We start from the raw sequence: 14,358 nt of genomic DNA, 5'->3' as shown, positions 1-14,358 counted from the left end.
AAGCCGCCCTGGATAGCCCGGCTTTCGTTATCCGCCGGCCGGCGGCACACCCAGCGCCCGGGTGAAACCGGGCGGCACCAGGATGTCGCCGGGCCCGAGGTCGTGGATCGAGGAATGTCCCAGACCCATCAGGGCCGAGTCGATGCCGCCACGCAAAATGTCGAGGACGTTCTCCACGCCCGGTTGGCCCGCCGCGGCCAGGCCCCACAGGTACGCCCGGCCGATCATCACCGCGCGCGCCCCCAGCGCCACGGCCTTCACGACGTCGCTGCCGCGCCGGATGCCGCCGTCGAGCAGCACCTCGACCTGATCGCCGACGGCCGCGGCGATCGCCGGCAGGGCGCGGATCGAGGCCGGGGTGCCGTCCAGGTTATTGCCACCGTGATTCGACACCGAGATCGCCGAAACCCCCGCGTCCACAGCCCTTTTGGCGTCATCGACGCGGATCACGCCCTTGAGCATGAACGGCCCGCCCCACAGTTCGCGAAGCCAGGCGATGTCTTCCCAGGTCGGCGGCGGGGTGCCCATCCACTCGCCGTAGGCCGCGAAGAACGGGGGCCCGGGCTCGCCGCGGCGGCCCTGGTTGGGCACCCGCAGCTCCGGCGGCCGCATGGTCTTCGCCCACTGCAGAAACCACCGCGGCTTGGTGATCACCTCCGGGCTCATCTTCAGGATGGTTTTGAGGTCCATCTTCTCCGGGATCGAGGGGCTGCCCCAGTCCCGGCCGTGCGAGAAGCTCCAGTCGGTGGTGACGATCAGGCCCGCCGCGCCGGCCGCCCGGGCGCGCTCGACCCGCGCCGCGATCGCGTCGCGGTCACCCAGCCAGTACAGCTGGAAGAACAGCTTGGGGTTCGCCGCGATGACCTCTTCGATCGGCTTGCTGGCGAACGAGGACAGGCCCATGGCGGTGCCGCGGGCGGCGGCGGCCCGCGCGACGGCCACCTCGCCGTCGGGGTGCACGGCCTGCACGCCGGTCGGTGAGATCAGGACGGGCATCGAAATGTCCTGCCCCATAACGCTGGTCGACATGTCGCGCTTGGCCGGCGCGCCGACGACGTGGGGGGCGAAACCGAGCTCACCGAAGGCTTCGACGTTGTCGGAAACGGTGATTCCCTTTTCGCTGGCCGAAATCAACGACGAATAGGCCGATTTCGGCAGCCGGCGCTTGGCGCGTTGCTGCGCGATGGCAACGGTTTCAAACCATTTCTCGGCCATTGTCACACCGGGCTTTCATTACACAGGCGCGCCGGCGGCGCCGCGGGCGTGACCGTCGGTGGCCGCAGCGACAGCGTGAGCGGCACCGGTTGGCGGATGCGCTTGCCGCGGGAGTGGTCGGCCCGGGGGCGCGGCGTCTCGCGGTCGTGCGCCAGCGCCGACGCGCTGTGGCCCTGGACGCATTCGGGGTCCGGCCCGTCCAGCGGCAGGCCGGTGAAGAACTTGGCCGCCATGCAGCCGCCCCGGCAGCTGTCGTAATGCCCGCAACTGCCGCAGGCGCCCGCCGACTGCGGTTCGCGCAGCTCGCGGAACAACGGGGCGTTCTTCCACACGTTGTCAAAGCCGCCGTCCGACAGCACGTTTCCGGCCAGGAAGCGGTCATGGATGGCGAACGGGCACGCGTACACGTCGCCGACGGGGTCGATCAGGCACACGACGCGGCCCGCGCCGCACATGTTCAGGCCGGCCAGCGCGCCGGACTGACCGAGCGGGGCCAGGTGGAAGAAGGAGTCGCCGGTGAGCACCCGCTCGCCCTTGGCGACCAGCCAGTCGTACAGCTGGACCTGCTGGTCGGCGGTGGGGTGCAGCTCCTCCCAGACATCGGCGCCGCGCCCGGACGGGCGCAGCCGGGTGATCCGCAGCGTGGCGCCGTAACGGCTTGCCAGCGCGGCGAATTCGTCGAGCTGGTCGACGTTGTGCCGCGTGACGACCACCGAGATCTTGGCGTCTTTGAAGCCGGCGTCGGCCAGGTTTTCCAGCGCCCGCACCGCCATGTCGAACGACCCGGGTCCACGCACCGCGTCATTGACCTCGGCGGTGGCGCCGTCCAGCGAGATCTGGACGTCGACGTAGTCGCTGGCCGCCAACCGCGCGGCGACCTCGGGCGTGATCCGGACGCCGTTGGTGGAGAACTTGACGCCGACGTGATGGGCGGTCGCGTAGTCGACGAGCTCCCAAAAGTCCGGGCGCACAGTGGGTTCCCCACCACCGATGTTGACGTAGAACACCTGCATGCGTTCCAGCTCGTCGATGATGTCCATGCACTGACGGGTGGACAGCTCGCGCGGATCCCGCTTGCCCGACGACGACAGGCAGTGCACGCAGGCCAGGTTGCAGGCGTAGGTGAGCTCCCAGGTGAGGCAGATGGGGGCGTCGAGCCCGTGCTCGAACTGCTCGATCAGCCGCGGTACGGCCGCTTGGGTCGGTGCGGTCATTGATGGTCCTCCCGGGGCACCAGCATCTTGGAGTCGACGAGCACACCCAGCGCGTGCAGGTAGGGACCCTGCCCCGCGTCGTCGATGCCCGCCGCGCGACAAGCGGAGCGGACGTCGGGGTGCTCGGCCAGCGACTGCACCACCGTGAGGATGGTGCGGTTCTTCAAAAACGACAGCTTGCGGGTGCCGAAGTGATAGAGCAGCGCGCCGAACGGTTCCGGCCGCACCGCCACCTGCGGGTGCAGTCGCCAGCCGCGATCAGGATCGAACACGGTGTCGCCGGCGGGGCGAGCCGTTTCGGCCTGCGCGGGCGCAGGCACGGTCAGTAGACCCCGCACATGCCGTCGATGGACACCTCTTCGACCAGGGTCTCGGTGACGAGCTGGGTGTCAGTTTCGGTCTCGTGGTCCACGGGGCCTTGCCTTTCGTCGGGTCTTGACAACGATGGGGTCTGAGTCACACTCGCCGCCAGAATATGGCATCGAGTGCCGAAATGGAAGGGCGGGGTCCGAAGATGCCGCAGCCGCGGGTGGGCAGGCGCCGCTCGACCACGCCGGCCCATATCACCGACGTGGCCATCGACCTGTTCACCGCCCGCGGTTTCGCCGACGTGAGCGTCGACGACGTCGCCCACGCCGCCGGCATCTCCCGCCGCACGCTCTTTCGCTACTACGCGTCCAAGAACGCCATCCCGTGGGGCGATTTCGACACTCACCTCGCCCACCTCCGCGACCTGCTCGACAACGTGGATTCCCGGGTGCGCCTGGGCGATGCCCTGCGCGCGGCGTTGTTGGCGTTCAACACCTTTGACGAGTCCGAGACCGCCCGCCATCGCCAGCGCATGCGGGTGATCCTGCAAACCGCTGAGCTGCAGGCGTATTCGATGACGATGTACGCCGGCTGGCGCGAGGTGATCGCCGGGTTCGTGGCCCGCCGTTGCGATTGCAAGACAACCGACCTGCTGCCGCAGACCGCCGCCTGGACGATGCTGGGGGTGGCGCTGTCGGCCTACGAACACTGGCTCAGCGATGAGTCCGTCCCGCTGCCGGTCGCCCTGGGCAATGCCTTCGACGTGGTCGGCGCGGGGCTCAACGAGCTGGACACTTGAGCGTCGAGCACCTGGCGCACACGCTGCGCGCCCAGGGCAGGTTCTGCGCCTCGTCGGGCTCCGCGATGTACGGCGAGCTGTTCGAGCTGGTGGCCGCCGACGTCGAAGCCGGCGGCGTGTTCGCGGCCATCCTGTCCCGGCACCGCCACGCCCCCTCGCGCGACGCGGTGCCGCTTCGGCTGCTCGGCGGGCTGCACCGGCTGGTGCTCGACGGCCGGGCGGCGCACCTGCGCCGCTGGTACCCCAGCACCGGCGGGAGCTGGAACGCCGGAGCGGCCTGGCCTCAGATCCGCGACGCCGCGGCCGGCCACGCCGATGCGCTGCGCGCGGCGCTGGATCAACCCCCGCAGACCAACGAGGTGGGTCGATCGGCCGCACTGATCGGCGGCTTGCTGCACCTCAAACAATCCGGTTTGCCGATAAGGCTTTTCGAGATCGGGTCGAGCGCGGGGCTGAACCTGCGAGCCGACCACTACCTTTACCGGTTCGCCGGGAGCCAGTGGGGGCCGCCCGACTCGCCGGTGGCCATCGACGACGCGTGGCGCGGCGCGCTGCCGCCCGGGCGTGACGTGCGGATCGCCGAGCGGTGTGGCTACGACATCGCGCCGATCGACGTCGGCGACACCGACGGGGAGCTGACCGTGCTGAGCTACGTCTGGCCCGACCAGGCCGCGCGGCTGGCCCGGCTGCGCGGGGCCATCGAGGTGGCCCGCCGGGTCCCGGCCCGGCTCGAACGCCGGACGGCGGCCGGCGCGGTCGCCGGCCTGCGGGTGGCCGACGGCGCGCTCACCGTCCTCTGGCATTCCATCACCTGGCAATACCTGTCGGCCGACGAGCGCGACGCCGTGCGCGCCCACGTGGACGCGCTGGCCGCACGGGCCGGCGCGCGCTCACCGTTCGCCCACCTCACGATGGAGCCGGCGAGCGATGGGCCCGGCACCCCGATCAGGTTCGAGGTGTGCGCCCGCAGCTGGCCGGCCGGCCAATCGCGCGTGCTGGGCGAATGCCACCCGCACGGCCCGCCGGTGCACTGGCGGTAAAACGCATGCGGCCGAATTGCCGGACTATGCCCGGCAATTCGGCCACATTGACGTTGCGTGTACTAGGTCCCCATGAAGGTCATCGGATCGTGCAGCACCCGGGTGCCGTCGTGCAATCCGTTGATGGCCTCCATGTGCTCGGGCTCCAAAGTGAAGTCGAACACGTCGAGGTTCTGGGCCACGCGCTCGGGCTTGGACGACCGCGAGACGACCACGTTGTCCAACTGCAGGTTCCACCGGACCAGCACCTGCGCCGGCGTGCGGCCGTACTCGGCGGCGATCGCCGTCACGGTCGGGTCCTCGAGCATCTTGCCGACGCCCAGCGGGCTGTAGGACTGCGTGGTCACGTCGTGCTGGGCGTGCGCCTGGCGCAGCTCGGCCTGGTTGAGGCGCGGGTGCAGCTCGACCTGGTTCACCGCGGGCACCTCGTCGGTCTCCTCGATGACGTTCGCCAGCAGTTCCTCGGTGAAGTTGCAGACGCCGATCGAGCGGACGTGCCCCTCGTCGCGGGCGACCTTCATGCCCTCGAAGCTCTCCACGTACTTGCCCAGCTTCGGCGCCGGCCAGTGGATCAGGTAGAGGTCGAGGTAATCCAGCCCAAGACGGTCCAGGCTCTCCTTGCACGACTCCTGGGCACTCTGGAAGCCCTGCCTCGAGGTGCCCAGCTTGGTGGCGACGAACAACTCCTCACGCGGGATGCCCGACGCGGCGATCGCCCGCCCGACGGCTTCTTCGTTTCCGTACGAGGCAGCGGTGTCGATGAGGCGGCAGCCAGCCTCCAGGGCCGCGAGTACCGAGCTTTCCGTCTCCTCATCGGACAATTTGGCTACGCCCAAGCCGAGTACGGGCATCTTCGCCTCGTCGTTGAGAGCGACGGTCGGAATCACGCTGGAAGCGCTGTATATCTCATCAATCACTGTCACTTTTCAATCACCTGCCTGCCAGGTTGGGGTGTGGGGTTTCTTCGACGTAAACGATTCAGGGACAACACACCAGGCGGCTTATGCCAACCCCTTCTGGTGCGTATGGGCCCCATACATCGTTCGCTTGGTGACAATAACCGAGCCGGGCGGACGGCGCCCGGACCGAGGCGGTCGACGTCGCATTAGCAAAAAAACGCGAGCTCAGAAGTTACGTCTTTCCAGCACAATAAGATTGGCGATGGAATTTTGGCAATTTTGTGACACCGCAAACACGAGCGCCCGGTGCCCTCGACGAAGACAAACGAAACCTCAAACCGATGTGATGTGCAACACCATCGAATTGCGTTGTGGCGCATCACCGATTTCAGCGTAATTCTCCCTGGGGCAGGCGCCTTACCGGCGAAAACACCGACAATGGTGCGTGTTTCACTCCCGGGGGAACGGACATAGCTGCGTCGTGATGCGAACGTGATATACCGTGATGCGACTGTGATGTGAAATCACCTGTCCCCTATCCTCGAGAGACGCGACCACGCGCTACCCCTGGAAGCGAGGCAAGTCTGTCGCATGAAGACAATGCAAGAGCTTTTCGAAATTGCCTGGCAAGCAACGCAAATCGGTGCCGCCACGCTCAAGAAATCACAGCCGAGCTCGGTGCAGCACAAGGGAGACCGTGACCTGGTCACCGACATCGACCTCGCGATCCAGCGTGACATCGCCGACTACCTGGCCCAAACCACACCCGAGATCCCACTGTTGGCCGAAGAGTCCGAGCAACAGCCGGACATCGAAACCTCCGAGTGGCTCTGGGTACTCGACCCCATCGACGGAACGTCGAACTTCGTCCACGGGCTGCCGTTGTGCGCCGTATCACTGGCGCTGATGCGCACCGGGCGCACCGTGGTCGCGGTCACCCACGCTCCCCTGCTCGGCAAGACCTACCACGCCATCGAGGGCAAGGGCGCTTTCCTGGGCGGCCAGCGGATCAACGCCAGCGCCGCCGACAGCCTCAGCGGGGCCATCGTGTCGCTCGGCGACTACGCCGTCGGCCACGACGCCGGCAGGCTGAACGAGCACCGGCTGGCGCTCACCGCCGAGCTGGTGCCGCGGGTCGAGCGCATCCGCATGATCGGGGCGGCGACCCTGGACCTCGCGTTCGTCGCCGAGGGCGCCCTCGACGCCTGCGTGATGATGTCCAACAAGCCCTGGGACACCGCAGCGGGGACCCTGATCGCCCGGGAAGCGGGGGCGCAGCTCACAGACGCCCAGGGCAATCCCCACACCCACAAGTCCGCGTCGACGGTCATCAGCGCGCCGGGCATCGCCGAGCAACTCGCGACGGTGATCCGCAACACCGAGAACGTCGGCGACCGGTACGCGACCGCCGTCGGCTAGCGAAGGCTCAGCCCAGCACTTCCGAAATAGGCACGGCCGCAGCGATTTTGGCGCGCATCTTCATGACCTTGCCGGGCATCCCGCCGCCGACCACGCCTGCCAGGGCGCCGTCGCGTTCGTAGTAGGCCAGGAACTTGCGACCGTCGTCCTCGACGACGTGCACGATGTCGTCGGCCTCCGGCTCACCCAGGCACTGGATCTTGACGTCGTATTGGTCGCTCCAGAAGTAGGGAACCACCACCGCGGTGGGCACGTCCTGCCCCAGCATCGCGGGCACCACGGCGCGGGCCTGATCGGCGACATTGCTCCAATGTTCCACGCGCCCTTGGTGTCCCGTCGCGTCACGCCACGACGCGACATCCCCGAGCGCCCACACGTTCGGCGCGCTGGTGCGCCCGGCCTCGTCGCAGATGACGCCGTTGTCGACGTCAACTCCGCTGCCCTCGAGCCATTCGGTCGCCGGGCGCGACCCGATGCCGACCACCACCACGTCGGCCGCCAACTCGGTGCCGTCGCTCAACACCACCGCCTCGACGCGCGTGTCACCGCGCACCTCCGCCACGCCGACCCCGAGCCGGACGTCGACGCCTTCGGCGCGGTGCAGCCGGGCCACCAGCTCACCGATCTGTTCGCCGAGCACCGCGGCCAGCGGAGCGGGCTGGGGCTCCACCAGCACCACGTCCACCCCCAGGCTGCGCAGGCTGGCCGCCACCTCGCAGCCGATGAAGCCGGCGCCGATGACGACGGCGCGCTGCGCCGCGGACGCGTGCTCGCGCAGCGCCAGGGACTCGTCGAACGAGCGCAGCACCCGGATGCCCTCGAGGTCGGGGATCGACGGGATGCGTCGCGGTACCAGCCCGGTTGCGATGACGAGTTCGTCGTAGCGAAGCGTCGTCCCGTCGTCGAGCGTCACCGTCTGCGCCGCGGTGTCCAGGCTTGTCGCGGCCGATCCCAGCCGCAGGGTGATGTCGTTCTCGTCGTACCACTCGCGCGGTTTGAGCGCGGTGTCGTCGACCTCTTTGCGCAGCACCTCTTTCGACAGCGGCGGGCGGTCATACGGCAGGTGGACCTCGTCGCTGACGAGCGTGATGGGCCCGGAATACTCCGATTTCCGCAGCTGCTCGGCGGTGCGGGCGGCGGCCAATCCGCCGCCGACGATCACGATTCCGTTGGTGGCGCTCGCGTCAGTACTCACGTGGAGTTCTTAGCACGGTGGCCGGTCAGTACTTTAGGGCACCCTTATCTACCGGGATCTGCGTGCCGGTCAGTGTGCCGGACCCGTCGCCGGCGAGCCACGCCACGACGTCGGCGACTTCGTCGGCCGTCATGAAGCCGTTGGGCTGCACCGGCATTGGCGGGAAGCTGTGCACGAAGCTGGGATGCCTGCCGAAGATCTCCATCATCGCTTCGGGCTCGATCATCGGGGTTTCGACCGAGTACGGATGGATCGAGTTGACCCGGATGCCGTATTCGCCGAGCTCGATCGCGAGGGTGTTGGTGAGCGCGGTGAGCCCGTGCTTGCTGGCCGAGTAGTGGCCGTTGCCCGGTGTGGCCTTGAGCCCCGCCGAGGAGCTGACCACGACGATGGAACCGCCGTTGCCCGCCTCGATCATCGCGGGCACGGTGGCGCGCAGCGTGCGCCAGGTGCCGGTCAGGTTGACCCCGATGACGGCGTCCCACTGCTCGTCGGTGAGCTCCCAGACGCGGCCCCAGCTCAGCACTCCCGCGTTGGCGACCACGATGTCGAGCCGGCCGAACTGTTCCATCCCGTCGGCCACCAGCTCCCGCAGCGCGGCGTCGTCGCGGACGTCGAGGACGCGGGTCAGGATCTTGCGCCCCTGCCCCTCCACCAGGCGCGCGGTCTCGTCGAGGTCCTCGGGCGTGGCGGGCGGGTAGGTCACGCTGGCCGATGCCGGCGCGCAGATGTCGAGCGCGATGATGTCGGCGCCCTCGGCGGCCAGCCGCACCGCGTGCGATCGCCCCTGGCCGCGGGCGGCCCCGGTGATGAATGCCACCCGCCCGTGCAGTGATCCAGCCACGTGTAATCCCTTCAACCGCCGACAGACCAAGCCAGGCTAGCAGCGGAACTGAAACGTGTTCTAATTCGGCCGCCGGTGGGCGGACGAGTCCCTAGATTTCGGCGATGATCGCAGCGCGGCGGCTGTTGTATTCCTGGTCGGTGAGCGCGCCGCTCGCGTGCAGATCGTTCAGCTCCTGCAGCCGCGCGGCGATCGACGGTTCGGGCGGCGTGACGACCGCCGACGGCGCCGCGCCCGCGGACGGCGGGGCGCCCGGCGCCGGTTGGGCGGCCGATGACTGCTGCTCGACGGCCCGGCGCACCACCGCCTGGATCTGGCCGCGCAGCGCCGGGTTCGACCGGATGTCGACCATCCGGTTGAGCGGAACGTTGTTGGCCTTGAGGATCTGCAGGATCTCCATCAGCGGGCCCGCCTGCCCGCTCAGGTCGTAGGTCCGGTTGTCCTCGGCCACCGTGAACTGCGCGGGCACCAGGCCGTTGACCAAAGCGCTTCGCTCCCAGTCGATCCGGTATTCGTTGGTGGTGGGGTTGACCAGGACGACCACCTTGCGGGCGTTGAGGTTGCCCAGCCGGGTGACGCTGGCGATCACGCGGTCTTCGCTGTCGAACGGCAGGAGCCCGGGCCCCGCGATGTGCAGGTGCACCTTGACGACCTGCTGGTTGTTGACCCACGTGCCCGTTTCGGTGATGCCGGTGATCTGCGCGAGCGCCAGCACGCCGCTCTGTTCGAGGGCGGCCACCTTCGCCGACGTCTTGGCGCCGTAGTTGGCCAGCGCGAGCGCGATCAGCACGTCGGCCGCGGTGATCAGCAGGCCGACGTAGAACATCCACTGCAGCAGGCTGTCGAGCCCCATGACGAAATACACGACCAGGAAAATCGGCCCCACGAGGCCTCCGCACAGCAAAACGATCAACTGTGCCTTCAGGTAGCGCGCTAACACTTGCCCCTCCTTGGCTTGCTGGGGATTTGTGTCAGATTAGCGCTCGGGGGCTCGCCGCGAACGCGATACGCGCAAACCGGGTTCGGCCGCGATCACGCCAGCGATTCGGGCGGGACGATCGGCACCCGGCGCACCGGGGGCGCCGCGGGCTGCGTCCCCGCCGGCGAGTGCGGGGCGGTGCGCGGCGATACCGGCAGCGTCGTGGCCGGGGAGGCCTGCGGCGCCACCTGTGCCGGCGGCGCGGCGGACGTGCCGGTCGGTGCCGACGCCGCGGGCGTGACGGTGCTCGCGGGCCCGGCCGGTGCGTAGGCCGGCGTCGCCACCCGCGCCGGTCCGGCGGGTGCGGTGGCCGAGGCCAGCGTCGCCGACCCCACCGGCGCCGCCGCGACCGGCGTGCCGGCCGGTGCGGGCACCGCGGCCGCCGGGGCCACCGCCGCCGCCAGGGGCCCCGCGGGCGCGGTCGGCGCGGAGGCGCTCATGGCGCCGGCCGTCATCGTCGGTACCTGCGCGGCCATCGATGCGGGCGCGGCCGCGGTCTGCAGCGGCGTCGCGTTGGCCGCCTCGGCGGCGGCATACTGCATCGCACCGCCGTTCATCAGCTGGACGAACTGGCTGTGGAAGGCGGCCGCCTGGGCGCTGAGTGCCTGATAGACCTGGGAGTGGGCGTCGAACAGGGCGGCGATGCTCGCCGACACCTCGTCGGCGCCGGGGGCGAGCACCGCCGACGTCGGCCCCATCGCCGCCGTGTTGGCGGAGGTGATCGTCGTCCCGATCCTGGCCAGGTCCGTCGCGGCAGCCGCAACGAATTCGGGAGTCGTTTGAACGAACGACATCGGCACCTCCCCGCCACGCCTCACGGTCACCGAGAACTATGCCGAAATCCTAGTGCAGGGCGCTCTGCGGCCGCATCATTTCCGCGCCGGTCCGGCGAGGCGATGCGCACAGCAGACGAAGCCCGGATTGCCGTGTGGGCAATCCGGGCTTCGACCTGACTCAGTAGCGAACTACTTGATGATCTTGACGACCCGGCCGGCGCCGACGGTGCGGCCACCCTCGCGGATCGCGAACCGCAGACCGTCGTCCATGGCGACGGGCTGGATCAGCTTCACCGAGATGTTGGTGTTGTCACCGGGCATCACCATCTCGGTGCCCTCCGGCAGCGTCACCACACCGGTCACGTCGGTGGTGCGGAAGTAGAACTGCGGACGGTAGTTGTTGAAGAACGGCGTGTGCCGGCCGCCCTCGTCCTTGGACAGGATGTAGACCTGGCCCTCGAACTCGGTGTGCGGCGTGGTGGTGCCGGGCTTGGTCACGACCTGGCCGCGCTCGACGTCCTCACGCTTGATACCACGCAGCAGCAGACCGACGTTGTCACCGGCCTGGCCCTGGTCGAGCAGCTTGCGGAACATCTCCACACCGGTGACCGTGGTCTTGGTGCTGGTCGGGCGGATGCCGACGATCTCGACTTCCTCGTTCACGTTGATCACACCGCGCTCGACACGACCGGTGACCACGGTGCCACGCCCGGTGATGGTGAAGACGTCCTCCACCGGCATCAGGAACGGCTTCTCCGTCTCGCGGACCGGGTCCGGGATCGACTCGTCGACGGCCTCCATCAGCTGCTCGACGGACTCGACCCACTTGGCGTCGCCCTCGAGCGCCTTGAGCGCCGAGACCCGCACCACCGGGGCGTCCTCGTCGAACTCCTGGGCGGCCAGCAGCTCGCGGACCTCCATCTCGACGAGCTCGAGGAGCTCCTCGTCGTCGACCATGTCGGCCTTGTTCAGGGCGACCAGGATGTAGGGCACACCGACCTGACGGGCGAGCAGCACGTGCTCACGGGTCTGCGGCATCGGGCCGTCGGTGGCGGCGACCACCAGGATCGCGCCGTCCATCTGGGCCGCACCGGTGATCATGTTCTTGATGTAGTCGGCGTGACCCGGGGCGTCGACGTGGGCGTAGTGACGCTTGTCGGTCTGGTACTCCACGTGGGAGATGTTGATGGTGATACCGCGCTGACGCTCCTCGGGCGCGTTGTCGATCTGGTCGAACGCGCGGGACTCGTTCAGGTCCGGGTACTTGTCGTGCAGAACCTTGGTGATAGCCGCGGTCAGCGTGGTCTTGCCGTGGTCAACGTGACCAATGGTCCCGATGTTGACGTGCGGCTTCGTCCGCTCGAACTTCGCCTTCGCCACTTCTGTGTCCTCCTGGACTAGTTGGTGCTTGTTAAAGCAGTGTTGGTGTTTTCAGTTGTGCCGCGCCCAAGGCATTCCAATGACCCGGCAAGATTACTCCGAGCGAATGTTTACTGGCCCGTCGCCTTCGCGATGATCTCCTTTGACACGTTCGCCGGCACTTCGGCGTACGAGTCGAAGACCATGGAGTAGTTCGCCCGGCCTTGGGTCTTGGACCGCAGGTCGCCGACGTAGCCGAACATCTCCGACAGCGGCACATGCGCTTTCACGACGCGCGCACCGCTCCGCTCCTCCATGGCCTGGATCTGGCCACGGCGGGAGTTCAGGTCGCCGATCACATCGCCCATGTAGTCCTCGGGCGTGGTGACCTCGACGGCCATGATCGGTTCCAGGATGACTGGCTGCGCTTGCGCCGCAGCCTTTTTCAGCACCTGCGAACCGGCGATCTTGAAGGCCATCTCCGACGAGTCGACCTCGTGGAACGCCCCGTCGAGCAGGGTGACCTTCATGTTCACCAGCGGGTAACCGGCCAGGACACCGTACTGCATGGCGTCCTGCGCGCCCGCGTCCACCGACGGGATGTACTCACGCGGGATGCGCCCACCGGTGACCTTGTTCTCGAACTCGTAGGTCGCGCCGTCCTCGCCGGTGAACGGCTCGAGGTTGATGATGACCTTCGCGAACTGGCCGGAGCCGCCCGTCTGCTTCTTGTGGGTGAACTCGACGTTCTCCACCTTGCGGCGGATGGTCTCCTTGTAGGCCACCTGCGGCTTGCCGACGTTGGCCTCGACCTTGAACTCGCGGCGCATCCGGTCCACCAGGATGTCCAGGTGCAGCTCGCCCATCCCGCCGATCACCGTCTGGCCGGTCTCGTGGTCCAGGTGCACCTTGAAGGTCGGGTCCTCCTCGGCGAGCTTCTGGATCGACAGCGACAGCTTCTCCTGGTCGCTCTTGGTCTTGGGCTCGATGGCCACCTCGATGACCGGATCGGGGAAGGTCATCGACTCCAGCACGACCTGCTGGTTCGGGTCGCTCAGGGTGTCACCGGTGGTGGTGTCTTTGAGCCCGATCACCGCGTAGATGTGACCCGCCGAGGCGGTCTCCACCGGGTTCTCCTTGTTGGAGTGCATCTGGAACAGCTTGCCCAGCCGCTCCTTCTTGCCCTTGGTGGCGTTGATGACCTGGCTGCCGGAGTCGACCTTGCCGGAGTACACCCGGACGTAGGTCAGCTTGCCGAAGAACGGGTGCGTGGCGACCTTGAACGCGAGCGCGGAGAACGGCTCGTCGGTCGACGGCTTGCGGGTGACCTCTTCGTCCTCCTTGCCCGGCGCGTGGCCGACGGCCGGCGGCACGTCCAGCGGCGAGGGCAGGTAGTCGATGACGGCGTCCAGCATCGGCTGCACGCCCTTGTTCTTGAACGCGCTGCCGCACAGCACCAGGTAGGCCTCGGAGCTGATGGTGAGCTTGCGCAGCGCACCCTTGATCTCGTCGATCGACAGTTCCTCGCCGCCCAGGTACTTCTCCAGCAGCGCCTCGTCGGTCTCGGCGACCGCCTCGAGGAGCTTGGTGCGGTACTCCTCGGCCTTCTCGGCCAGCTCGTCCGGGATGTCGATGGTGTCGTAGGTCTCGCCCAGCTTGGTCTCGCCGCGCCACACCTTGGCGTTCATCTCGACCAGGTCGACGATGCCCTCGAAGTCACCCTCGGAGCCGACGGGCAGCTGGATCGGGATGACGTTGGCGCCGAGGCGCTCCTCCATGGTGCGCACGGAGAAGTAGAAGTCGGCCCCGATCTTGTCCATCTTGTTGACGAAGCAGATGCGCGGGACGTCGTACTTGTCGGCCTGCCGCCAGACCTGCTCGGACTGCGGCTCCACGCCCTCCTTGCCGTCGAAGACGGCGACGGCGCCATCGAGGACACGCAGCGAGCGCTCGACTTCCACGGTGAAGTCGACGTGCCCGGGGGTGTCGATGATGTTGATCTGGTTGTCTTTCCAGAAGCAGGTGGTGGCCGCGGAGGTGATGGTGATCCCCCGCTCCTGCTCCTGCTCCATCCAGTCCATGGTGGCGGCGCCGTCGTGCACCTCACCGATCTTGTAGCTGATACCGGTGTAGTAGAGGATGCGCTCGGTCGTCGTCGTCTTGCCGGCGTCGATGTGCGCCATGATGCCGATGTTGCGGACCTTGGTCAGGTCGGTCAGCACGTCCTTCTGTGCCACAGAAGTCTTCCCACTCTTTCGATTGCTTAATTGCTGTCTGTCGCGGTCAGGCCAGCGCCCCGGCGCGCGGGCC

The 14,358-nt window shown here is 67.9% G+C and carries 14 protein-coding genes; 3 read left to right on the top strand and 11 right to left on the bottom strand.

The window, feature by feature from the left end; all coding sequences use genetic code 11:
- Nucleotides 1-27: 27 nt before the first annotated feature.
- Genes mftD through mftA form a run of 4 tightly spaced genes read right to left on the bottom strand, consistent with a single transcriptional unit; the run spans nucleotide 28 to nucleotide 2,841 of the window.
- Nucleotides 28-1,215 carry a pre-mycofactocin synthase MftD gene (gene mftD / locus QGN30_RS06360; protein WP_009957097.1) on the bottom strand — a complete coding sequence of 396 codons (1,188 nt, stop codon included), beginning with the start codon at nucleotides 1,213-1,215 and terminating at the stop codon, nucleotides 28-30.
- 2 nt (nucleotides 1,216-1,217) lie between these two features.
- Complete coding sequence (mftC, locus tag QGN30_RS06355; RefSeq protein WP_009957098.1) at nucleotides 1,218-2,429, bottom strand: mycofactocin radical SAM maturase; 1,212 nt, start codon at nucleotides 2,427-2,429, stop codon at nucleotides 1,218-1,220.
- Nucleotides 2,426-2,767 (bottom strand): mycofactocin biosynthesis chaperone MftB, encoded by a 342-nt coding sequence (gene mftB / locus QGN30_RS06350; RefSeq protein ID WP_009957100.1) that lies wholly within the window; start codon nucleotides 2,765-2,767, stop codon nucleotides 2,426-2,428. Before mftB ends, mftC begins: the two co-directional genes overlap by 4 nt.
- A complete protein-coding gene (mftA, locus tag QGN30_RS06345) occupies nucleotides 2,752-2,841 on the bottom strand; it encodes a mycofactocin precursor MftA (RefSeq protein WP_007773607.1) in 90 nt (29 codons plus the stop codon). The genes mftB and mftA overlap by 16 nt, the downstream gene beginning before the upstream one ends.
- A gap of 102 nt (nucleotides 2,842-2,943) precedes the next feature.
- On the opposite strand from mftA, the gene mftR reads away from it, so the two are divergent.
- Both mftR and QGN30_RS06335 read left to right on the top strand, forming a co-directional pair.
- Entirely contained in the window at nucleotides 2,944-3,537 is a 594-nt protein-coding gene (gene mftR / locus QGN30_RS06340) for a mycofactocin system transcriptional regulator (RefSeq protein WP_009957101.1), read from the top strand.
- The gene (locus QGN30_RS06335; RefSeq protein ID WP_201358780.1) at nucleotides 3,534-4,577 is read left to right on the top strand and encodes a DUF2332 domain-containing protein; all 1,044 of its coding nucleotides are present in this window, start codon (nucleotides 3,534-3,536) and stop codon (nucleotides 4,575-4,577) included. Before mftR ends, QGN30_RS06335 begins: the two co-directional genes overlap by 4 nt.
- A gap of 62 nt (nucleotides 4,578-4,639) precedes the next feature.
- Here the strand turns inward: QGN30_RS06335 and QGN30_RS06330 are convergent, their stop codons facing one another.
- Complete coding sequence (locus tag QGN30_RS06330; protein ID WP_014381127.1) at nucleotides 4,640-5,500, bottom strand: aldo/keto reductase; 861 nt, start codon at nucleotides 5,498-5,500, stop codon at nucleotides 4,640-4,642.
- Nucleotides 5,501-6,067: 567 nt separating this feature from the next.
- Here QGN30_RS06330 and QGN30_RS06325 point away from each other — a divergent pair.
- The gene (locus QGN30_RS06325) at nucleotides 6,068-6,895 is read left to right on the top strand and encodes an inositol monophosphatase family protein (RefSeq protein ID WP_009956322.1); all 828 of its coding nucleotides are present in this window, start codon (nucleotides 6,068-6,070) and stop codon (nucleotides 6,893-6,895) included.
- 7 nt (nucleotides 6,896-6,902) lie between these two features.
- On the opposite strand, the gene QGN30_RS06320 is transcribed toward QGN30_RS06325, so the two are convergent.
- The 6 genes from QGN30_RS06320 to fusA all read right to left on the bottom strand — a co-directional run bounded on the left by QGN30_RS06320 (nucleotide 6,903) and on the right by fusA (nucleotide 14,285).
- Nucleotides 6,903-8,090, bottom strand: a complete 1,188-nt coding sequence (locus QGN30_RS06320) for an NAD(P)/FAD-dependent oxidoreductase (RefSeq protein WP_038537576.1) — start codon at nucleotides 8,088-8,090, stop codon at nucleotides 6,903-6,905.
- A gap of 25 nt (nucleotides 8,091-8,115) precedes the next feature.
- Nucleotides 8,116-8,934 carry a mycofactocin-coupled SDR family oxidoreductase gene (locus QGN30_RS06315; protein WP_014942919.1) on the bottom strand — a complete coding sequence of 273 codons (819 nt, stop codon included), beginning with the start codon at nucleotides 8,932-8,934 and terminating at the stop codon, nucleotides 8,116-8,118.
- A gap of 91 nt (nucleotides 8,935-9,025) precedes the next feature.
- Nucleotides 9,026-9,874, bottom strand: coding sequence for an SHOCT domain-containing protein (locus QGN30_RS06310; RefSeq protein WP_009956325.1), 849 nt, complete (start codon nucleotides 9,872-9,874; stop codon nucleotides 9,026-9,028).
- Nucleotides 9,875-9,966: 92 nt separating this feature from the next.
- On the bottom strand, nucleotides 9,967-10,707 hold the full coding sequence (locus QGN30_RS06305; RefSeq protein WP_169716665.1) for a PE family protein: 741 nt from the start codon (nucleotides 10,705-10,707) through the stop codon (nucleotides 9,967-9,969).
- Nucleotides 10,708-10,878: 171 nt separating this feature from the next.
- Complete coding sequence (gene tuf / locus QGN30_RS06300; RefSeq protein ID WP_008260847.1) at nucleotides 10,879-12,069, bottom strand: elongation factor Tu; 1,191 nt, start codon at nucleotides 12,067-12,069, stop codon at nucleotides 10,879-10,881.
- A gap of 110 nt (nucleotides 12,070-12,179) precedes the next feature.
- The gene (fusA, locus tag QGN30_RS06295; RefSeq protein ID WP_014383304.1) at nucleotides 12,180-14,285 is read right to left on the bottom strand and encodes an elongation factor G; all 2,106 of its coding nucleotides are present in this window, start codon (nucleotides 14,283-14,285) and stop codon (nucleotides 12,180-12,182) included.
- Between the last annotated feature and the right edge of the window lie 73 nt (nucleotides 14,286-14,358).

The sequence above is a fragment of the Mycobacterium sp. 3-98 genome (assembly GCF_035918355.1).
Classification (GTDB): domain Bacteria; phylum Actinomycetota; class Actinomycetes; order Mycobacteriales; family Mycobacteriaceae; genus Mycobacterium; species Mycobacterium intracellulare.
This window is presented reverse-complemented; position numbering and strand designations above follow the sequence as displayed.